This is a genomic window from Mesorhizobium sp. M0771 (genome assembly GCF_040320155.1).
Taxonomy (GTDB): Bacteria; Pseudomonadota; Alphaproteobacteria; order Rhizobiales; family Rhizobiaceae; genus Mesorhizobium.
On the sequence record NZ_JAMYPC010000004.1, the window covers coordinates 353,562 to 374,539 of the forward strand.

General features: G+C 63.8%; 18 protein-coding genes and 1 pseudogene. 11 read left to right on the top strand and 8 right to left on the bottom strand.

The genetic code is table 11. The features are described from left to right. Positions 1-79: 79 nt before the first annotated feature. Positions 80-868 carry an alpha/beta fold hydrolase gene (locus NKI05_RS09050; RefSeq protein WP_023689240.1) on the top strand — a complete coding sequence of 263 codons (789 nt, stop codon included), beginning with the start codon at positions 80-82 and terminating at the stop codon, positions 866-868. Here the strand turns inward: NKI05_RS09050 and NKI05_RS09055 are convergent. Then, positions 865-1,272, bottom strand: a complete 408-nt coding sequence (locus NKI05_RS09055; protein WP_023714565.1) for a DUF2000 family protein — start codon at positions 1,270-1,272, stop codon at positions 865-867. The two genes, NKI05_RS09050 and NKI05_RS09055, sit on opposite strands and share 4 nt — an antisense overlap. A gap of 46 nt (positions 1,273-1,318) precedes the next feature. Here NKI05_RS09055 and NKI05_RS09060 point away from each other — a divergent pair, with 46 nt between their 5' ends. Further along, complete coding sequence (locus NKI05_RS09060; RefSeq protein ID WP_352792305.1) at positions 1,319-2,182, top strand: AraC family transcriptional regulator; 864 nt, start codon at positions 1,319-1,321, stop codon at positions 2,180-2,182. A 26-nt stretch (positions 2,183-2,208) separates the two neighbouring features. On the opposite strand, the gene NKI05_RS09065 is transcribed toward NKI05_RS09060, so the two are convergent. Further along, on the bottom strand, positions 2,209-2,679 hold the full coding sequence (locus tag NKI05_RS09065) for a MarR family winged helix-turn-helix transcriptional regulator (protein WP_023694717.1): 471 nt from the start codon (positions 2,677-2,679) through the stop codon (positions 2,209-2,211). 421 nt (positions 2,680-3,100) lie between these two features. On the opposite strand from NKI05_RS09065, the gene NKI05_RS09070 reads away from it, so the two are divergent. Beyond that, on the top strand, positions 3,101-4,156 hold the full coding sequence (locus NKI05_RS09070) for a CobW family GTP-binding protein (RefSeq protein WP_023739647.1): 1,056 nt from the start codon (positions 3,101-3,103) through the stop codon (positions 4,154-4,156). Between the two features lie 248 nt (positions 4,157-4,404). Then, the gene (locus NKI05_RS09075) at positions 4,405-5,379 is read left to right on the top strand and encodes a WD40 repeat domain-containing protein (RefSeq protein ID WP_023815964.1); all 975 of its coding nucleotides are present in this window, start codon (positions 4,405-4,407) and stop codon (positions 5,377-5,379) included. A 1-nt stretch (position 5,380) separates the two neighbouring features. On the opposite strand, the gene NKI05_RS09080 is transcribed toward NKI05_RS09075, so the two are convergent. After that, positions 5,381-5,833 (bottom strand): hypothetical protein, encoded by a 453-nt coding sequence (locus NKI05_RS09080; protein WP_023683507.1) that lies wholly within the window; start codon positions 5,831-5,833, stop codon positions 5,381-5,383. Positions 5,834-5,988: 155 nt separating this feature from the next. Here NKI05_RS09080 and NKI05_RS09085 point away from each other — a divergent pair, with 155 nt between their 5' ends. From NKI05_RS09085 to NKI05_RS09100, 4 genes are all read left to right on the top strand, one after another. Beyond that, entirely contained in the window at positions 5,989-7,374 is a 1,386-nt protein-coding gene (locus NKI05_RS09085; RefSeq protein WP_023815962.1) for an aspartate aminotransferase family protein, read from the top strand. Between the two features lie 35 nt (positions 7,375-7,409). Beyond that, positions 7,410-8,795, top strand: coding sequence for a glutamine synthetase family protein (locus tag NKI05_RS09090; RefSeq protein WP_023683505.1), 1,386 nt, complete (start codon positions 7,410-7,412; stop codon positions 8,793-8,795). Positions 8,796-8,914: 119 nt separating this feature from the next. Beyond that, on the top strand, positions 8,915-10,150 hold the full coding sequence (locus NKI05_RS09095) for a putative DNA modification/repair radical SAM protein (RefSeq protein WP_023815961.1): 1,236 nt from the start codon (positions 8,915-8,917) through the stop codon (positions 10,148-10,150). Between the two features lie 2 nt (positions 10,151-10,152). Continuing rightward, the gene (locus tag NKI05_RS09100) at positions 10,153-11,622 is read left to right on the top strand and encodes a UdgX family uracil-DNA binding protein (protein WP_023815960.1); all 1,470 of its coding nucleotides are present in this window, start codon (positions 10,153-10,155) and stop codon (positions 11,620-11,622) included. A gap of 276 nt (positions 11,623-11,898) precedes the next feature. Here NKI05_RS09100 and NKI05_RS09105 read toward each other — a convergent pair whose 3' ends face one another. The 4 genes from NKI05_RS09105 to NKI05_RS09120 all read right to left on the bottom strand — a co-directional run bounded on the left by NKI05_RS09105 (position 11,899) and on the right by NKI05_RS09120 (position 16,702). Next, on the bottom strand, positions 11,899-13,179 hold the full coding sequence (locus NKI05_RS09105; protein ID WP_023815959.1) for a glycerate kinase type-2 family protein: 1,281 nt from the start codon (positions 13,177-13,179) through the stop codon (positions 11,899-11,901). A gap of 167 nt (positions 13,180-13,346) precedes the next feature. Next, positions 13,347-13,853 (bottom strand): heme-degrading domain-containing protein, encoded by a 507-nt coding sequence (locus tag NKI05_RS09110; RefSeq protein WP_023711326.1) that lies wholly within the window; start codon positions 13,851-13,853, stop codon positions 13,347-13,349. A 312-nt stretch (positions 13,854-14,165) separates the two neighbouring features. Further along, positions 14,166-15,482 carry a guanine deaminase gene (guaD, locus tag NKI05_RS09115; RefSeq protein ID WP_023815958.1) on the bottom strand — a complete coding sequence of 439 codons (1,317 nt, stop codon included), beginning with the start codon at positions 15,480-15,482 and terminating at the stop codon, positions 14,166-14,168. A gap of 2 nt (positions 15,483-15,484) precedes the next feature. Further along, entirely contained in the window at positions 15,485-16,702 is a 1,218-nt protein-coding gene (locus NKI05_RS09120) for a urate hydroxylase PuuD (protein WP_023815957.1), read from the bottom strand. 135 nt (positions 16,703-16,837) lie between these two features. Between NKI05_RS09120 and NKI05_RS09125 the strand changes: the two genes are divergently transcribed. The 3 genes from NKI05_RS09125 to NKI05_RS09135 all read left to right on the top strand — a co-directional run bounded on the left by NKI05_RS09125 (position 16,838) and on the right by NKI05_RS09135 (position 20,054). Further along, positions 16,838-17,758: a LysR family transcriptional regulator gene (locus tag NKI05_RS09125; RefSeq protein WP_023671373.1), complete on the top strand. Its 921-nt coding sequence runs from the start codon at positions 16,838-16,840 to the stop codon at positions 17,756-17,758. Between the two features lie 107 nt (positions 17,759-17,865). Further along, positions 17,866-18,807, top strand: a complete 942-nt coding sequence (locus NKI05_RS09130; protein WP_023815956.1) for an LLM class flavin-dependent oxidoreductase — start codon at positions 17,866-17,868, stop codon at positions 18,805-18,807. Next, the gene (locus NKI05_RS09135; protein ID WP_023815955.1) at positions 18,804-20,054 is read left to right on the top strand and encodes an LLM class flavin-dependent oxidoreductase; all 1,251 of its coding nucleotides are present in this window, start codon (positions 18,804-18,806) and stop codon (positions 20,052-20,054) included. The genes NKI05_RS09130 and NKI05_RS09135 overlap by 4 nt, the downstream gene beginning before the upstream one ends. A 12-nt stretch (positions 20,055-20,066) precedes the next feature. On the opposite strand, the pseudogene xdhC reads toward NKI05_RS09135, so the two are convergent. Beyond that, positions 20,067-20,756: pseudogene (gene xdhC, locus NKI05_RS09140) on the bottom strand (xanthine dehydrogenase accessory protein XdhC); the annotation flags it as partial. Positions 20,757-20,978: the final 222 nt, after the last annotated feature.

Genomic DNA, 20,978 nt, shown 5'->3' on the forward strand with positions numbered 1-20,978 from the left:
AATTACGAGGCCTAGGGTGGCTCATTCAAAGGGCGGCGGGAGCATCGAACTCCTTTCGCCAGGGTGAGATGAGGACCAGATGACTGACACGCTTTATTTTACGACGGGCGACGGCTGCCGGATCGCCTATCAGCTGGCGGGGGCCGGCCCTGTGCTTGTGCTCTCGAATTCCATTGCGACGAACCTGCATATGTGGGACCGGCAGCTTGCGGAATTTGCCGGATCTTTCCGGGTGCTGCGCTATGATCTGCGCGGCCACGGCAGTTCCGATGCTCCGGCCGGAGCCTATTCGCTCGATCGGCTGGGCCGCGACGTCCTTGAGCTGCTGGATGCGCTTCAGATCGCCCGCGTGCATTTCTGCGGGCTGTCGCTGGGCGGCTTCGTAGGGCAGTGGCTGGGTATCCATGCCCCGGACCGCATCGAGCGTCTCATCCTTTCCAACACCTCGCCACATCTCGGGCCGGCTTCTTACTTTGACGAGCAGATCCGTACTGTCCTTGCTGCGAGCAACATGTCGGCCGCCGCGGACATGTTCATGCACAACTGGTTTCCCGCCTCGATGCTTGCCGGCCCAAACGAAACCGTCGACGCGTTCCGCGCGATGGTCCTGGCGACGCCGCCCCAAGGTCTCGCGGGATGCTTCGCCGCCGTACGCGATTGCGATCTGCGCCGGACTGTCTCCCTCATTACCGCCCCCACCCTGGTGATCGGTGGAGAAGACGACAAGGTAACGCTGGCAAGCCACAGCGAGGCGATCGCAGCCAGCATCCCCGGCGCCACGCTTACACTGCTTCCGGGCGTCCATATGCTGAACGTCGAGCGGCCGACTGAATTCATGAGCGCCGTTACACGCTTCCTGCTGAATTAGGCGTGCATGCGGGCGCCCTTGGTGATCTTGTCGACGAGTTTCTTGTCGGCACGCAGCGCGATGCCGACGATCTTGGCGTCCTCAGGGCCGAACTCGGCGAAGACGGCGCGGTTGGCCGCATCGAAGCCGGTGGCAAACATCTCCTCGACATAGGCTGACGCCGTCACGCCCCGCTCCAGCGCCTTCCGGTGGATGGAGTTGAGCGTCGGCCCATCGGCCGAAAGCACGATGACCGGCTGGATCGACAGAGGATTGTAAAGGTTGCCGGCGCGGTCGCGGTAGGGTTCGCCGATAATGTCGGGGAATTGCGCGACGACGCCGCTGCTCAGGAAGGCCGTGACGTTGAGCTTTTGCCAGACGGCGAGATCGTCCCGCAGCACGATTGCAAATTTCGTATCGAACACCAAAATGAGGACTCCGGAGCACGCCCATGAAGGGCAGGGATAGGTGATGACGCACGATCTAGACGGTGAGGCGACACAGGGTCTTGGACGTTCGTGCGCGGATGAAGACCGGATCGTCTCGGCGCCAGGCAGGACCGGCATCGAGCGCATCGAGGCGCATTTCCATGGCAAAGCCTTCGACCTGCACCGTCATGATACGCTTGCCGTCGGCGTGACGCTTTCCGGTGTGCAGCGCTTCCACTACAGGGGCACTGTCAACCACAGCCTGCCCGGCCAGGTTATCGTGCTGCATCCCGACGAAGTGCACGATGGCGGCGCCGGGACCGAGGATGGTCTGCGCTACCGGATCCTCTATCTGGAACCCTCACTGCTGCTCGACTGCCTCGACGGCGCGCCGCTGCCTTTCGTCAGGGATGCTGTGGTCAGCGATCCTGCCTTGCGTGGCACGCTGCTTTCGGCCCTGTCGCCGCTCTATGAGGAACTGGACGAGCTGTTCGTCGCCGATTTCGTTGCGGAGCTGGCGCAGCATCTGGGGCGTCATGCGGGACAGAAAGCAAAGCCGATGGGGAAGTCGGCCTCGCGTGCGGCAGCGCTGGCGCGCGGCTATCTCGAGGAGAATGCCGAGCGGTCCGTTCGTTCCGATGAGCTGGAAGCCGTCACCGGGCTCGACCGCTATGCGCTGTCACGCCATTTTCGCGCGACCTATTCCACCAGCCCGCATCGGTTCCTGCTGATGCGCCGGCTGCAAAAGGCAAGACGGATGATCGAGGTGGGCGAGCCGCTGGCCGAGATTGCCGTTGGCGCCGGCTTCAGCGACCAGAGTCATTTCAACAGGCATTTCAAGAAAGCATTCGGCCTGACGCCCGGCCGCTGGTCGGGGCTGGTGCGCGGCCCTTCGGTGGCGGCCTAGCTCAAGACACGCGGCCGCCGTGCCGGTCAGTCGTCGATGTCGGCGTCGTCGTCGACGAGCACCAGCTCCTCGTTCGACAAATTGGCCTCGATGCGGGCGAGCAGCTTGAACAGCGTCTTCTGTTCTTTCTTGTCGAGGCCCTTCAAGGCCTGCTTTTCGGTCTTCTTCACCGACTTCTCGATGGCGTGGATGATCTCGCGGCCGGTGTCGGTGAGAAAGATATGCGCCTGGCGTGCATCCGCGGAAGAGGCGCGCTTTTCCAAAAAGCCCTGGGCCTGCAGCCGGTTGATGGTCTTGGTGATGGTCGGCGGGCGCACGCCGAGGCGGCCGGCGAGATTGCCGGGCGTCTGGCCGTCCTCGCGGTCGAGCGTCAGCATGATCTGGTCCTGGCCGGCATAGAAGCCGTGCGCCAGAAGCCGCGCCGCCAGCGCGGTCCTTGCCAGCCTTGCCGCCGAATGCAGCCGGCTCATCGTTGCAGTCTTGTCCGCCTTGGCCATGCTGATCCCTCTTCGGCCGTACCGGTGCGTGCAGCATAGACGCAGCCGGCCGGTTGGCAATCGACGATCCAAAAGATTCCGGCTTTCGAAACAGCTTTGCCGGCAAGCATTTGTGGTGCTCGAAATGGTGATGCCAGATGTTTATTTCAGTTAGATGACAAACGAGTTTCCGCCAAGGCGATTGCAACGGTTTGACGCGGCGCGGCTCAGCACAGGTCAACGAAGAGGCGTTTCCGGCGACACGTTGATGGTCGGCATCCCTCGCACTCGGCCTCTCGGGTCTACCCATCCGCTTCGTCAATCCTGGGTCAAACACCCAGGCGGTTTGCCTCGTGCAAAAGGCCGGCACACATCCTATATCAGGCCAACAATCCCTTCTTGCGGCCCGCAATTCCGTGGCCCAGCCATTTCGAGGCAAGATATGAGCGAAGCACAGACGCAAATCCCCGTGACCGTTCTCACCGGCTATCTCGGCGCCGGCAAGACGACGCTGCTCAACCGCATCCTGTCGGAAAACCATGGCAAGCGTTATGCCGTCATCGTCAATGAATTCGGCGAGATCGGCATCGACAATGATTTGATCGTGGAATCCGACGAGGAAATCTACGAAATGAACAATGGCTGCGTCTGCTGCACGGTGCGCGGCGACCTGATCCGCGTCGTCGAAGGCCTGATGCGCCGTCCCGGCCGCTTCGACGCCATCGTCGTCGAGACCACCGGCCTCGCCGATCCTGTGCCGGTGGCGCAGACCTTCTTCATGGACGACGACGTGCGCTCCAAGACCAAACTCGACGCTGTCGTGGCCCTGGTCGACGCCAAGCACCTGCCGCTCAGGTTGAAGGATTCCAAGGAAGCCGAGGACCAGATCGCCTTCGCCGATGTTGTCGTGCTGAACAAGACCGATCTGGTGACGCCCGAAGAGCTGGCCAAGGTCGAAGCCACCATCCGCGCCATCAACCCGGCGGCCAGGATCCACCGCACCACGCGCGCCGGCGTGGCGCTGTCGGAAGTGCTCGACCGCGGCGCCTTCGACCTGTCGCGCGCATTGGAGAACGACCCACATTTCCTCGAGGCGCACGATCATGATCACGACCACCATGACCATGACGGGCACGATCACCACGACCATGATCACGACCATCATCATCACGATCACGCGCATCCCTCCGACATCCATGACGTGACCGTGCAGTCGGTGTCGCTGCGCGGCGGCGAGATGGACCCGAAGAAATTCTTCCCGTGGATCGAGAAGATCACTCAGATGGAAGGTCCCAACATCCTGCGGCTGAAAGGCATCATCGCGCTCAAGGGCGACGACGAGCGCTATGTCATCCAGGGCGTGCACATGATCATCGAAGGCGACCACCAGCGCGCCTGGAAAGACGGCGAAAAGCATGAGAGCCGGCTGGTGTTCATCGGCCGCGAGCTTGACGCCGAACGGCTGAAGAAGAGCTTTGACGCCTGCCAGGCGGCTTGATTTCCGGACTCTATGGCGCTAGCGCTGCCCGCTCTTCCTTCTCCCCTTGTGGGAGTAGGTGGCCTCGCGAAGCGAGGTCGGATGAGGGGTGCTCCAGCTCGGCACCGACGGCGATCCGTCCAACACCCCTCATCCGTCTCGGCGCTGCGCGCCGATCCACCTTCTCCCACAAAGGGGAAGGTTGACGCCAGGCCTGGCCGCCTCAATGGCTTCCCGGGAGTGGTGACAGCTTCATTGGAATGGTCCTGATGCCCACAGTTGCTCCCCTCGACCTGGAAGGTCACTGCCTTGCCGCCGTCTTCCTCGACAACGTGCCGCATTTTGCGCTGGCCGATGGGACAGTTCATAGGCTCGACAACGGCCACAAGGCAATTCAGGCCAATGACGGCCTGCTCTCCACGTTCCATGACGCCGCCAACGACCGCCTGATCACCGGCGGCGAGGACGGCAAGATTTTTGCTGTCACCGCAGGTGGCACCGTCGGCGAATTGGCGAGCGCCGGCAAGAAGTGGATCACCAGCGTCGCCGCCGGGCCGCAAGGCGCTATCGCCTATGCCACAGGCAAGACTGCGTTCGTGCGCTTTGCCGACGGCAAGACCAAAGAGTTTGCCCATCCGCGTTCGGTCGAGGGGCTGGCCTTCTCCCCCAAGGGCATACGCTTCGGCGTCGCCCGCTACAATGGCGCGACGCTGCATTTCCCGGCCGCCGAGGGCAGACCGGTGGAGCTGGAATGGGCCGGTGCCCATACCGGCGTCACCTTCTCGCCGGATGGCGCCTTCCTCGTCACCACCATGCAGGAAAACGCGCTGCATGGCTGGAAGCTCGCCGACGGCAAGCACATGCGCATGACCGGCTATCCCGGCAAGGTCAAAAGCCTGTCGTGGAGCGTGAAGGGCAAATGGCTGGCGAGTTCCGGCGCGCCGGCGGCGATCGTCTGGCCGTTTTCGGGCAAGGACGGCCCGATGGGCAAGGCGCCGCTGGAGCTCGGCACGCGCGGCAACGCCATGGTGACATCGGTTGCCTGCCATCCGAGCCAGGATGTCGTCGCCGTCGGCTATGATGACGGCATGGTCATGGCGGTGCGCTTTACCGATGCCAAAGAGGTGCTGTTGCGCCGCCCGGGCAAGGGCGCCATCACCGCGATGATGTGGGATAAGGAAGAGCGCCGGGTCGCCTTCGGCAGTGCCGCCGGCGACTGCGGCGTCATCGATATCTCGGCGTGACCTATTCGGCTCCGCACGACACCTTGCCGGTCAATTCTTTCGGCTTGCCGTCCTGTTCCGTGTCGGCGGCGTTGTCGTAGACGGCAAGCGTGTACCGGCCGTCATAGACGCCCTCGTCACTGGTCTTGGTCAGGATCGTCAGTTCGACAGAGTTGAATTTATCTCCGAGCTGATGCTCGTGGTAGACGTTCAGCCGCAACTCCTTGTCGTCCAGCCAGTACTGGGTGAGGTCGGAATCCTCGAAGACGGTCTTGCGCAGACTGTCGCCTTCCGGCCGGCCAAGTATCTCGAGATCGCCGCGAAAATTGAAGGTCGGGCCGCCCATACCTCTGGTGACCCCGGCGCCGACCTCGAATTGCACCGCTTTGTCATCGACGGAACACCAGACGCCGCCCGATGCGGAAGCCGCAGCGGCCGACAAGAGTAGCGCAATAGCGCAGATGATCGTCCGCATTTTTCTCCCCAAACCACAGACCCGATCGCATTGGCGCCCGACTGCGCCGGAAGGTCAAGTCTGCCGAACTTGCTGCTGACCCAATGCAGCGCACCAACACGGCCAATTGCGGTTGCCGTCGCCAATTGGGTAGTGTGCCGGCCGAGAGGGATTTCATGCACAGCACGAACAGTTATTCAAAGGCGTCCATCGGCGGTATCAGCCGTGACCGCATCGCTGCATTGCGGACAAGCGAGGCGAACACCTTCCGCAAGGCGCGGCCGAAATCGCAGGCCAAGGTCGGTAACGGCCTGCCAGGCTTCTTCGGCGGTGTGCCGATGCACTGGATGAACGACTGGCCGACGCCATTCCCGATCCTGGTCGAAAGCGCCAAGGGCGCCGCCATCACGGATATCGACGGCAACAGGCTGGACGATTTCTGCCTCGGTGACACCGGCTCGATGTTCGGCCATTCGCCGCCGCCGGTGGCGCGCGCCATCCGCCGCCAGGCCGGGCGCGGCCTGACCTATATGCTGCCTTCGGAAGATGCGCTGGCCATCGGGCCGCTGCTCACACAGCGTTTCGGTCTGCCGTTCTGGCAGATCGCCACCACCGCCACCGACGCCAACCGCTTCGCGCTGCGCGTCGCCCGCGCCGTCACCGGCCGCGAAAAGATACTGGTCTTCAACGGCTGCTATCACGGCTCGGTCGACGAGACGATGGTCCGGATGGTCGACGGCAAGCCCGTGAATCGGCCGGGGCTGGCGGGTGAGTTTCGCGACCTGACCAAGACGGCGAAGGTCATTGAATTCAACGATGTCGCCGCGCTGCAAGCAGCGCTCAAGGACAAGGATGTCGCCTGCGTCATTGCTGAGCCGGTGCTGACCAATTCCTGCATGGTGCTGCCCGATCCGGGTTTTCACGACGCCTTGCGCAAACTGACGCGCGCGGCCGGAACGCTGCTTCTGATAGACGAGACGCACACGATTTCGACTGGACCCGGCGGCTACACCAGGAAATTCGGGCTGCAGCCCGACCTGTTCGTGCTGGGCAAGCCGATCGCCGGCGGCGTGCCGGCAAGCGTGTGGGGCATGAGCGACGAGGTCGCCTCGCGCTATGCCGACTACAATCGAACCAAGGAGCCGGGCTATTCCGGCATGGGCACGACGCTGTCGGCGAACCCGCTGCAGTTCGCAGCCATGCGCGCAACGCTCGAAGAGGTGATGACGCAGGAGAATTATGCCCGGATGGATCGCCTCGCCCTGCGGCTCGATGCCGGGCTGACCGGCGTCATCGATCGCTACAATCTGCCCTGGCATGTCGCCCGCGTCGGCGCCCGCGTCGAGTTCATCTGCGCCCCTGGCCCGCTCAGGAACGGCGCCGAAGCCGAGACTGCCCATGCGCCGGAGCTTGAGGCGGCTATCCATGTCGCGCTGGTCAACCAGGGCGTGCTGATCGCGCCCTTTCACAACATGATGCTGATCTCACCGGCCACCACCGGCGCCCAGGTCAACCGGCTGATCACCGCCTTCGCCACGGTTGCGGCAAGGCTGACGGCATGAGACAAGCTGCCAAGCCAAACTCGAGTACACTAATCATGACTTCACCTTCGGGCTCGACGCCCGCCGAGGCGCAAGCCTTTCTCGACGCCCATCCCGAAATCGAAGCCTTCGATATCGTCTTGACCGACGCCAACGGCGTCGGCCGCGGCAAGATCGTGCGCCGGCATGAGCTGAAAAGCATCTTCGAGGGCGGCCGCCACATGCCGATCTCGATCCTCGGCCTCGACATCACCGGCGAGGATGTGCACGAAACCGGGCTGATCTGGACGACTGGAGACGGCGATCTCAGGGCATGGCCCATTCCCGGCACGCTGGTGCCGCTTTACGGCACGAACCCGCCGCGCGGCCAGTTGCTGATGGCGATGTACCATCTCGAGGGACAGCCAATGTCGTCGGACCCGCGCTTGGCGCTGGCCAGGCAGGTCGACATCTTGGCGGCCAAGGGCCTCTATCCCGCCGGCGCCTTCGAACTCGAATTTTTCCTGCTGGCCAATGAGCGCGATGCCGATGGCAAGGTGAAACCGGCGGATGCCGTGCTCGACGGCCGCCGCTCGGCCAAGACGGAAGTCTATTCCGTCGACCATCTGCACGGCATGGAGCCGCTGTTTTCCGACATCTATGCCGCGGCTAAGGCGCAAGGCATTCCGGCCGAAACGGTGATTTCCGAATACGCGCCCGGCCAGTACGAGCTGACGCTGAACTACCGCAAGGATGTCATGCGGGCGGCCGACGACCTCGTCATGTTGAAGCGGCTGGTGCGGGCGCAGGCGCGCCGCCATGGTGTTACCGCCTGCTTCATGGCCAAGCCGATCGAAAAATATGCCGGCTCCGGCATGCATTTCCATGTTTCGCTGCAGGACAAGAACGGCCGCAACGTTTTTGCCGAAGCCGGCGGCGAAAGCTGGTCGCTGCCGCTGCTGCAGGGGCTCGGCGGGCTGATCCAGACCATGGCCGAATCGATGCTGGTGTTTGCGCCGCACGCCAATTCCTGGCGGCGCTTCGTCTCGCAGTCCTATGCGCCAGTGGCGCCGACCTGGGGCGTCAACAACCGTTCGGTGGCGCTGCGCGTGCCGGCGGGCGACGCCAAGAACCGGCGCATCGAGCACCGGCCTTCGGGCGTCGACGCCAATCCCTACCTGATCGCGGCAACGGTGCTGGCCGGCATCATCAAGGGTTTGGACGAAGGCCTCGACCCCGGCCCCGAAACCACTGGGAATGGCTATGAAGCCGCTGTCACGCGCACGACCATGCCGGTCGACTGGCGCGCCGCGATCGAGGCGGCGCGGGCATCGAGCTTCCTGAAAGAGGCGCTTGGCGAGGATCTGCATCGCACCTTCGTGGCGATCAAGCAGTCGGAGTATCTGCGCGTCGCCCGCACCGTCAGCGAGCTGGATTACCACCTCTACCTCCATGAGGTCTGAGAGACCGCCTGGAACTCGGGCAGTCGTCCTGCTAGCCCGACGATCAGGCGGCGATTACTTTTTCGCCGCCTGCATCAAATGAGGTGGCGCTGCAGCCTTCAAGAACATATCATGAACGGATGAGCGCACCTACCGTCCGTGAAAAGCTGGCAATCCTGTCTGACGCCGCCAAATACGATGCTTCCTGCGCCTCGTCCGGCTGGGCGAAGAAGGATTCGCTCCAATCCGGCGGTATCGGCTCCACAGAAGGCATGGGCATCTGCCATTCCTACGCGCCGGATGGCCGCTGCATTTCGCTCCTGAAAATCCTGCTCACCAATTTCTGCATTTACGATTGCAGCTACTGCATCAACCGCTCGTCATCGAATGTGCGCCGCGCCCGCTTTAGCATCGACGAGGTGGTGAAGCTGACCATGGATTTCTACCGGCGCAACTACATCGAGGGCCTCTTCCTGTCCTCCGGCGTCATCCGTTCGCCCGACGAGACCATGGCCGAGATGGTGGAGGTGGCGCGGCGGCTGCGGCTGGACGAAAAATTCTCCGGCTATATTCATCTGAAGACCATTCCGGAAAGCTCGGCCGAACTGGTCGAGCAGGCCGGGCTCTACGCCGACCGGCTGTCTATCAACGTCGAACTGCCGACCGATGAGGGCGTCAAGAAACTGGCGCCGGAGAAGAAGCCGGAAACGATCCGCCTTTCCATGGCGAACCTGCGCCGGAAGATGGAGGAAAAAGCCGAGCCGACGCTGAGGACCAAGAAGCGCGAACGCTTTGCGCCCGGAGGTCAGTCGACGCAGATGATCGTCGGCGCCGACAAGACATCCGACGACGGCATCTTGCACACCAGTGCGCGGCTCTATGGCAGCTACCATCTGCGGCGCGTCTATTACTCCGCCTTCAGCCCGATCCCGGATTCGTCATCGTCGCTGCCGCTGCAGAAACCGCCGCTGATGCGCGAGCACCGGCTCTATCAGGCCGACTGGCTGATGCGCTTCTACGGCTTTTCGCAGCCGGAAATCCTCGCCGGCAGCAGCGACGGCATGCTCGATCTCGCCATTGACCCCAAGCTCGCCTGGGCTTTGCGCAATCGGGCGAGGTTTCCCGTCGACATCAACCGCGCCGACCGCGAAGCGCTGCTGCGGGTTCCGGGTCTGGGCACCAAGGTGGTGGCGAAGATCCTTGAAACCCGCCGCCACCGACGCATGCGGCTGGAAGATGTCGGACGGATCTGCCATTCGATCGCCAAGCTGAGGCCCTTCATCATCGCCGAAGGCTGGTCGCCGGGCGGACTCACCAACAAGACAGGCCTGCGCGACACGATCGTAAAGTCCTGCGAACAACTGTCGCTGTTTTGACCATGCAGCCGGCTCAGCTCGACCTTGCCCGATACACTGTCCGGCTAGCGAGCCAGACCGATTTCGCCGGTTGGCGCGATGCGGCACGGCGTCTGGCGCTGAATGAGGTCCGACCTGAGGATATTAGTTGGGGTGTCGGGTCCGACGCCAATGATCCTCAAGATGCCTTGCCGGCGGTGCCAGAGGGCGCGCAGCTTACCGTCCCGCGCGAGTTCATCGCCCATGCCGAAACCGCCTTCTGCCACTCCGACCCCGGCCGGTTTGCCTTTCTCTACTGGATGCTTTGGCGCCTGCGCACCGAGCCGAAACTGCTGGCGATCGCATCCGATCCCGACACCAGGCGGCTCGAAGCCATGGAAAAGGCGGTGCGGCGCGACAGCCATAAGATGCATGCCTTCGTACGCTTCCGGAAGATCGGCGACGGCGAGAACGAGCGCTACGTCGCCTGGTTCGAGCCGGAGCATTTCATTGTCGAGCGCAACGCGGATTTCTTCGTCCGGCGGTTCACCGGCATGCGCTGGACCATCCTGACGCCCTATGCCTCCGCCGACTGGAACGGCGAAAGGCTGGCGATCGGGCCGGGTGCGGCCAAGGGCGATGCACCCGATCAGGACGACACCGAGGCGTTGTGGCTGACCTATTTCGAAAACATCTTCAACCCGGCGCGGCTCAAGGTGAAGGCGATGCAGAAGGAGATGCCGAAGAAATATTGGCGGAACCTTCCCGAGGCCTCGCTCATTCCAGATCTGATCGCAGGAGCGGACGAGGCCGCCAGGGATATGATTGCCAGACTGCCGACAACGCCGGCGCCGCACCACGCCAAGCTGCAGGCAAGACATTGGCCGAAGCCCGAGCCGGCCGAGGCGCCGGATGAAGACGATGCCAAGACGATTTCCGATTTGCGCGAGGCTGCAAAGGGTTGTCGTCGCTGCCCGCTCTGGCGCGACGCGACACAGACCGTGTTCGGCGAGGGGCCGGATGACGCCAAAGTGGTCTTCGTCGGCGAACAACCTGGCGATCAGGAAGATCTCGCCGGCAAACCTTTTGTCGGGCCAGCGGGCAAAGTGTTCGATGCGATTCTCGATGACGCAGGCGTCGACCGGCAAAAAGTCTACGTCACCAACGCCGTCAAGCACTTCAAGTTCGAGCCGCGCGGCAAGCGCCGCATCCACTCGAAGCCAAATACCGGCGAAGTCCAGGCCTGCCGCTGGTGGATCGGCCGGGAGCTTGAGCTGATCAAGCCGGACCTCGCCGTGGCGCTTGGGGCAACGGCGGCGTTGTCGCTGCTGGGCAAGGCCATTGCCGTGACGAAAATGCGCGGCCAGTTGATCGAACGCGAGGATGGCTTGCGCGTGTTCATCACCATCCACCCCTCCTTTATTCTGCGTATTCATGAGCCCGCGGACAAGGAGGCAGAGCGCGAGCGGTTTCTCAGGGATATGAGAGAGGTGAAGCGGCTGATGGGGTCGTGAGATGAGCGAAAGCCTCAGCGACATCGTCATCCGCGGGCGGAGCAAGGAGTGAAGCGACGCAGCGCAGACCCGAGGATTCATGCCGCGACGTTTGGACGCTGCTACGGTGCAGAATTCTGCTCCGCTGCGCTCGACGGCTAACATCACGGAATGGACCCGGGGCTTCGCGACGGAGCTTCGCTCCTGCTTCGCCCAGGGATGACGAAGCTGAGTGGCTTCAGCCAATCACCTACGGTCGTGAATCCAACGTTGGAAACTTCGGCCGCCACGGCCGAATTAACTGATTAGGATTGCCCTCAGATCATTCACATTCGTACCCGTCGGCCCTGGCACGAACAGATCGCCGATCGCGTTGAACGCCGTCCAGGCATTGTTGCCGGCCAGCATCGCCTTGGCGTCGATGCCGGCGGCACGCATGCGCGAGACAGTTGAGCCATCGGCAAAGGCGCCGGCATTGTCTTCAGAGCCATCGATGCCGTCGGTATCGGCGGCCAATGCATGAATACCTTCCGCGCCGCTGATACCGATGGCAAAGGCGAGCAGGAATTCGGAGTTGCGGCCGCCCTTGCCCCTTTTTCCGTCAACAGGGGCCCGCAAGGTCACGGTCGTCTCGCCGCCGGACAGGATCAGCACCGGCTTTTTGAACGGCCGGTTGCGCGTCGCCACTTCGCGCGCAATGGCTGCATGCACGCCACCGACCTCGCGCGCCTCGCCCTCGATGGAATCGGAGAGGATGACGGCTTCGATGCCCTGCCGTTTTGCCTCAGCGGCTGCCGCTTCCAGCGACACGCCAGCCGAGGCGATCAGGTGCACTTCATTGCGTGAAAAGCGCTGGTCATCCGGATCTGGCGCATCGGCCTCTGGCGAGTTGATGTGCGCCATGACGGCGTCGGGCAGCTTCATGCCATAGGCCGCTATCGAGGCCAGCGCATCGGCGCGGTTGCCGGAGTCGGGCACGGTCGGGCCGGAGGCCACCAGGGCCGGGTTGTCGCCGGGAATGTCAGAGACAACCAGTGATACCAGTTTGGCCGGCCAGGCGGCAGCTGCCAGCCGGCCGCCCTTGATGGTCGAGAGATGCTTGCGGATTGTGTTCATCGCCGCGATCGGCGCGCCGGAGGCAAGCAGCGCCTCGTTGACGGCGATTTCGTCGGCGAGCGTCAGGCCGGCGGCAGGCGACGGCAGCAGCGCCGATCCTCCGCCCGATATCAGCGCCACTACCAGGTCGTCCGCAGTCAGCCCTTGCACCTTTTCGAGCAGGCGCCGCGACGCCTCAAGACCGGCAGCGTCCGGTACCGGATGTGCCGCCTCGATGATTTCGATGCGCTCGCATCTGGCGCCATAGCCGTAGCGGGTGACGACCAGCCCTTCGATTGGGCCATCCCACACCTTCTCGAACGCGGCCGCCATCTGCGCCGAGCCCTTGCCGGCGCCAATGACAATGGTACGGCCCTTGGGCCTGGCCGGCAGATGATCCCTGATGGTCCGTTCAGGATCGGCAGCGGCAACAGCGGCATTGAAGATCGAGATGAGAAAGGATTTGGGATCGAGCACGGTTATCCTTGGCCGTAACTGGCGGTTTTCAAAATGAGCAAACGTTGGCGCTGCCCCTCACCCTCACCCCGTGAAAGACGGGGAGAGGGGATCGCCAGCGCTCGAGCTTGTCCTTTCTCCCGTCACTATACGGGGAGAAGGTGCCGGCAGGCGGATGAGGGGCAGCGCCAACGTCACGATTTACCTTCCGGCGGCAGCGCCAATTGTGTCCGATCGACGCCGAGATGATCGCACAGTGCATCGACGACGACGCCATGATCCTGGCGTTCCGGCAGGCCGGAGACGGCGATGACGCCAATGACGCCGGCACCCTTTACAGTCACCGGAAACCCGCCGCCGGCCAGTACGTAATCAGCAATATCCAGCCCCTCGCCGACCTTGAAGGTGCGGTCCGGTCGCTGCTGTTCCAGCACCAGACGATAGGTGCTCCTGAGGTAGCGCTTGACCACATTGATCTTGCGTCGTGCCCAGTCGGGGTTGGAGGCGTTTGAACCGGGCATCGCGGCATAAAACAGCGGCCGATCCCACAGCCTGATATCGACAATGATGGGCAGCTTTTCGGCCAGCGCCCGCTCGCGGATCGCCGCGCCGACCTTGAAGGCGACGGCCTCGTCGAAGGCCGGGAAGACCAGCGTCTCTTCCTGTTTCTGGATCAGAGCGATGTCGTCGGCAGCGGCCATTTTGTTCTCCGAAGTCAGTCACAAATCGTGTGTACGACAAGCTCCGCCCGGTCAAGGTCTCGTCGCGGTGGTGGTCTTGCCCGGCCAGGGTCGACCCCCACTCCGTCGAGCTTCTCTCGACACCTCTCCCCCGATCGACAGGGTAGAGGAAGGGCGCCAAGCTGTCCGAACCGGCGCCCGTCCTCCGAAGCAAAGGCTCCCTTCCTCTCCCTCCGGAGGGGGGAGAGGTGGCGCCGCGAAGCGGCGACGGAGTGGGGGAACCACTTGGCAACCAGGCGCAATCATCATCTTGTCCCGCGCGGATGATGGGTCCTACCCCACGATCATATCGATCTTGGCCGGCCGCCCCGCAACATAGACCTCGCGCACCGCGCGGTCGTCGCCCAATGTCTGCAGCAGGAACAGCTCCTCCGCCAGCGTCTCCACAGTCTCCATCCTCAGCCGCATCGCCGGCGTGGCGCGGGCGTCGAGCACGGTGATGTCCGCGTCGGTGCCTTTATCCAGCGTGCCGACCTTGTCCGCCACAGACAGCGCCTCGGCATTGCCACGCGTTATCTGCCAGAAGGACTGGAACGGGTTCAGCTTTTCGCCATTCAGCGCAATCACCTTGTAGCCCTCGTCCATGGTGCGCAGCATCGAATAGTTGGTGCCGCCGCCGACATCGGTGGCGGCAGCGATCCTGAGCGGCTTGTCGCGGCGACGAAAGCGCTGGTAGTCGAACAGGCCGGAGCCGAGGAACAGGTTCGAGGTCGGGCAGAACACCGCCACCGAGCCTGAGTCCGACAGCGCATCGGCCTCTCGTTCCGAGAGATGGATGCAGTGGCCGAACAGGCTCTTTGGCCCCAGCAGGCCATACTGCTCGTAGACATCGGTGTAGTCGCGCGCCTGCGGATAGAGTTTTTGCGTGAAGGCGATTTCGGCGTGGTTTTCCGACAGATGCGTCTGCATGTGCAGGTCGGGGTTTTCGCGGCAGAGCGTGCCGGCCATCTCCAGCTGCTCGGGCGAGGAGGTGATGGCGAAGCGCGGCGTGATCGCATAAAGCTGGCGGCCCTTGCCGTGCCATTCCGCAATCAGCGCCTTCGTATCGTCATAGCCGGATTGCGGCGTGTCGAGCACGCCTGCCGGCGCATTGCGGTCCATCATCACCTTGCCGGCAATGTTGAGCATGCCGCGCGCATGCGATTCGGCAAAGAACGCTTCGGCAGACGCCTTGTGCACCGAGCAGTAGGCGGCGACCGTCGTCGTGCCGTGGCGCACCATCTCGTCCAGGAACAGCCGGGCGATGCGGCGGCCATGCTGGGCGTTGGCGAATTTGGTCTCTTCGGGAAAGGTGTAGGTGTTCAGCCAGTCGAGCAGTTCGGCGCCGTAGGAGGCAATGACCTGCATCTGCGGGAAATGCGCATGCGCATCGATGAAGCCGGGCAGCAGCAGATGCGGCCGATGATCGATCTTTTTCGCACCGTCGCCCGCTTGCTTTTCGACTTCCGTGTAGCTGCCCACGGCAACGATCCGGCCGTCGCGGATCAGCAGGCCGCCATCCTCCTCATAGCGCCAGGCGGCATGGTCGTCGATGGCTTCGGGCCAGCGCAAAAAACTTAGGGTGCGGCCGCGCAGAAGTGTGGAGGTCATCCCTATTTCCCTGCGCCTTCGAACCAGGCGACCAGCAGCGCCCGTTCCTTGTCGCTGATCTGGGTGACGTTGGCGGGCGGCATGGCGTGGCTGCGCCCGGCCTGCAAATAGATTTCACGCGCATGCTCGGCAATGCCGGCGTCGGTGTCGAGCATCACGCCCTTCGGCGCATGGTAGATGCCTTCATAGACCGGCTCGGCCGTATGGCACATCGAGCAGCGGCCAAGCACGGTGTCGCGCACCGCCGGGAAATGCGACGAGGCGATATAGACTTCGGCCGCGGCGGATGCCTTGGGCTCGCCGGTCAGTATTTTCGGCGCTGTCGACAGCCACATGATGATGACGAATAGCACCGCAGCCGCCATCCAGGTCCAGTGGGGGTTGCCGGCACGCTTATGCACGGTGTTGAAATAGTGCCGGATCAAGACGCCGATGATGAACACCAGCGAGGCGATGACCCAGTTGAACTCCGTCGCAAACGCCAGCGGATAGTGGTTCGACAGCATCAGGAACAGCACGGGCAGCGTCAGGTAGTTGTTGTGCAGCGAGCGCTGCTTGGCGATCTTGCTGTATTTCGGGTCGGGCTTTCGGCCGGCAATCAGGTCGGCGACGACGATCTTCTGGTTTGGAATAATCACCATGAAGACATTGGCCGACATGATAGTGGCGGTGATGGCGCCGAGATGCAGGAAAGCGGCGCGGCCGGTGAACAGATGCGTCAGACCCCAGGCGATGAACACCAGAACGCCATAGAGCACCAGCATCAGTCCGGTGTCACTTTTGCCGAGCGGCGACCGGCAGAGCAGATCGTAGACAACCCAGCCGACGCCGATCGTCGCCATCGACAGCAGGATGCCCACGGGAACCGACATGGACAGAACATTGGGGTCGATCAGGAACAGGTCGGCGCCGGCATAGTAGACCACGCACAGCATGGCGAAGCCGGACAGCCAGGTGGCGTAGGATTCCCACTTGAACCAGGTCAGGTGTTCCGGCATTTCGGCCGGCGCCACCAGATATTTCTGGACGTGGTAGAAGCCGCCGCCATGCACCTGCCATTCCTCGCCGAATGCGCCGGCCGGCATGCCGGGGCGCTGGCGCAGGCCAAGGTCGAGCGCGACGAAATAGAAGGACGAGCCGATCCAGGCGATGCCGGTGACGACGTGCAGCCAGCGCACGGCGAAACTCAGCCAGTCCCAGAAAATCGCGAAATCCATCATGTGAAATCGTCCCTGCCGATCGGCTGACTTTACGGTGTGGGGCGCAAACGAAAAGAGGCGAGGTGTACGATGACTTTCAAAAAAAAATGGAAAATACTAGGCTGACCACGTACGCCGCCACATAAAGAGCCACGAATGGCCTATCTCGACAACATCGCCGTCTTCGTCCGCGTCGTCGAGCTTGGTAATCTCTCGGCGGCAGGCCGCGACATGCGCATTTCGCCGGCGGTCGCCTCCAACCGCATCAAGGAGCTGGAAAAACACCTCGGCGTGCGGCTGTTCAACCGCACGACACGGCAATTGATGCCGACGGAGCATGGCACGGTGTTCTACTCCGGCGCCAAGCAGGTGCTGGAGGCTATCACCGAGGCGGAAGCCGCGGTTTCGGCGCTTTCCGGCCAGCCGCGCGGCACCATCAAGGTGACCGCACCGCTCGGCCTCGGACGGCGGCTGGTGGCGTCGGGCATTCCGGATTTCCACGACAAATACCCCGATATCGAGGTGCGGCTGAGGCTCTCCGACCACAATATCGACATCATGAAGGAAGGCATCGACGTCGCCTTCAAGCTCGGCATCATCGAGGATTCCAGCCTGCGGATGCGCGGCATCATGGAATGTGAACGCGTGCTGGTGGCGGCACCGAAATATCTGGAAGCGCGCGGCGAGCCGGTGGAGCCACAGGAGCTGATCGGCAAGAAGCACGACTGCCTGATGCTGCGCTATTCCGGGGCGCGCGAATATGTCTGGACGCTGCAGACGCCGTCCGGCCCGCAGAAATTCGAGGTGCACGGCCCCTACGACACCGACGATGGCGATGTGCTGACCGGCTGGGCGCTGTCGGGCCGCGGCATCATCAACAAGCCGCGCTTCGAGGTCGAACCCTTCATCCGCGACCGGCGGCTGCAGGTCATCCTGGCCAGCACGCCGCCAACGCCGGTGCAGTTCGCCGCCGTCTATCCGCACAAGAAGCTGCAGGATCCAAAGGTGCGGCTGTTGCTCGACTTCATGGCCGAGCGTTGCCAGCGGCTGATCAAGGATTTGCTGGCCGGCAAGTGAGGGGCTGTTGGCCCAGTCGCCAGGGTTGTCTTACAAGCAGGTGACCTTAGGTTCGCATACGCCGCCCTATGATCGATGGTCCCATGCCGACTGACCAGCAAGCCACAATGCATCTTGCCGTTTCGCTCAACATTGCTTGCGGGCAGCCGCTCGGGTTTAGCGATCTGGCCGGCTTTGCCAAGCAAGCGGAAGCGGCGGGGCTGGACATGATTGTCCTCGATGATTCCGCGCCGAACAGCGCCGGGTCGAGTTCTTTCGAAGCGACGACCTTGCTGGCGGCGCTGGCGACGATGACAAGTCGGATCGGCCTTGTCGCTGCAGCTTCGACGGTCGCTCACCAGCCGTACAATCTGGCGCGCCGTTTTGCTTCGCTCGACATCATCAGCCATGGCCGCGCCGGCTGGCACGCGACCATGGCGCAGGCGCCAGGGGAAGCCGCCAATTTCAGCCGGCCGGATGGATTTTCTGACGATGTGTTCCGCCGCCGCACGCAGGAATACATCGGCATCGTTCAGCGCCTGTGGCAGGGCTGGGATGCCGACGCGCTGCTGTTCGACAAGGCCGGCGGTCGCTTCCACGATCCCGAAAAAATGCACCTGCTCGACCACAAAGGCGCATTTTTCTCCGTGCGCGGGCCGCTGAACGTCGCGCGCTCGCCGCAGGATACGCCGGTGCTGGTGCTGTCCGGCCTGTCCGAGGCCGACCTGGATATCGCCGTCCGCACCGCCGATGTCGTCCTGCTGGACAGACCCACAGAGGACGCCAAGGCGCGCCATGACGATCTCAAGCGCCGCGTTGTGGCCTGCGGACGCGATCCGGGTGCGGTCAAGCTGCTGCTGAACGTTGGCGCAGATCTCGCTGCCAACGCGCTCGAAACATTGTTCAGCTCGCAAAGCTGCGACGGGTTCAACATCGCAATACCGCCTGCCGCGATTGACGGTTTCATCGGCCGCGTGCTGCCGGAATTGCAGCGCCGCAGCCTCGTCCGACCGGATTATCCCGGCACCACCTTGCGTTCGCATCTCAGACTTGCCGGAGGAGCGCAATGACCCGCCAGATGAAGCTTGGCGCCTTCCTGTGGGCGACGGGCCACCACATCGCCGCCTGGCGTCACCCCAAGGCGCATGTCACGGCAGGCATCGACATCGATCATTACATCCGGCTGGCGCGCACGGCGGAAGCGGCGAAGTTCGACATGGTGTTCTGCGAGGACGCCGCCGGCCTGCGCGAAGCCAATGTCGGCATCGCCAGCCAGACCTCACGCTCGATCGGCTTCGAGCCGATCAGCCTGCTGTCCGCGCTCGCCGTCCAGACCAGCCGCATCGGCCTCGTTTCGACGGCCTCGACCAGCTACAACGAGCCCTATGGGCTGGCGCGCACCTTTCTCTCGATCGATCATCTGAGTGGTGGCCGGGCTGGCTGGAACCTGGTGACGTCGGCCAGTCCCATCGAAGCCGCCAATTTCGGCGCGACGGGCCTGAAACCGCATGCCGACCGCTACGAGCGGGCGCGCGAATTCGCCGAGGTGGTATCAGGACTTTGGCAAGGCAGCGGCTTTCACGGTCACAACGGCCAGAGCTTTTCGGTGCGCGACTCGCTCGACCTGCCGCGCTCGCCGCAGGGCGCGCCGGTGATGGTGCAGGCCGGCGCCTCGGATGTCGGCCGCGACCTTGCCGCCCGCACCGCCGACGTCGTGTTCACGGCGGCGCAGACCCTCGAGGAAGCCAAGGCCTTTTACGACGACCTCAAGGGCCGTATGGCGGGCTATGGGCGGGAACCCGACGACATCAAGATCATGCCCGGCGTCTCCCCGGTGGTGGCAGACACCGAGGCCGAAGCGCGGGAGAAACAGGAGGAATTGCAGGCGCTGATCCCCGACGATGTCGGCGTGGCGCTACTGTCCAGCTATCTCAGCATCTCCGATCTCGGGAGCTATCCGATCGACGGACCGATGCCCGAACTGCCGGAGACCGAGGGCATGAAAAGCCGCCAGGCGCTGGTCATCGAACAATCGCGCCGCGACGGCCTGTCGATCCGCCAGCTTGCGCGCCATTTCGCCGGCGCACGTGGCCATTGGCGTATCGTCGGCACGCCGGTGCAGATCGCTGACGAATTGCAGGCGCGGTTCGAGGGCGGCGGCGCGGACGGCTTCAACGTCATGCCGTCATACTTCCCCGGCGAGATCGATGCCTTTTGCGAACTCGTGGTGCCGGAACTGCAGCGGCGCGGACTGTTCCGTCGGGAATACGAAGGCAGCACCTTGCGAGATCATCTTGGCCTGAAGCGGCCTGCTTAGCCGCGCCGAAGCTTAGCCGGCCATCATCTTGTGCTGGACTTCATGGTCGGCATTCGGCGCGGTGTTGTGAACGACCAGTGCCGTCATGATCTCGGCTGCCGCGAGCGCCGCGATCACCGGCGGGCGCTTGTCCCTGACGGCGTCGCCGCCGATCGGGGAGACGAGGCGGGCCAACTCAGCCTCCGTGCCATCCGCCGATTTCAGGAACCAGTTCCTGAACGTCGCTCTCTTGGTTTTCGAGCCGATCATGCCGACATAGGCCGCGTCGTCGCGCTTCAGCGCCTCGGCGACGATGAGGAAATCCAGCGCATGGTCGTGGGTGAGGATGGCGAAGGCGGTGCCGGCGGGAGCGTTTCGCACCTCGGCCTCGGGCATCGGCGTCAGCCGCCTCTCGACCGTCTCCGGCATACCTTCCAGCGCTTCGGCCCGCGTCTCGATGACGACGCCATGCACGGGAAGAAGTGCAACGGTCGAGGCCAGCGCCTGGCCGACATGGCCGCCGCCGAAGATATAGACATGCGGCAGGTGGGCTTCCTCGGCTTCTGCGGCCGCGATCAGCTCGGCAGCAAGCGCGGCATCGACGATACGGATCAAGACTTCGACGCGCCCGCCGCAGCACTGGCCGATCTCGGGACCTAGCGGCACGTCAAGCGTGGCGCGGACTTCATCGACCGCGATGCGGGCTTCTTTACCCTCCCCCTTGTGGGGAGGGTCGGTGAGCCGGCCCCCCGGGGGGGGCGCCCCCGCAACCGGGGGGGGTGGGCCACGGGGGCCCCCCCCCCCCCCCCCGGCGGGGGGCCGGGGGGGGCGGGCCGCCCCGGCCCGGCCGCCCCCCCCCCCCCTGGTGGGGGGGGGGCCCCCCCCCCCCCCCCCCCCCCCCCCGCCCGCCCGCCCCCCCCCCCCGACCCTCCCCACAAGGGGGAG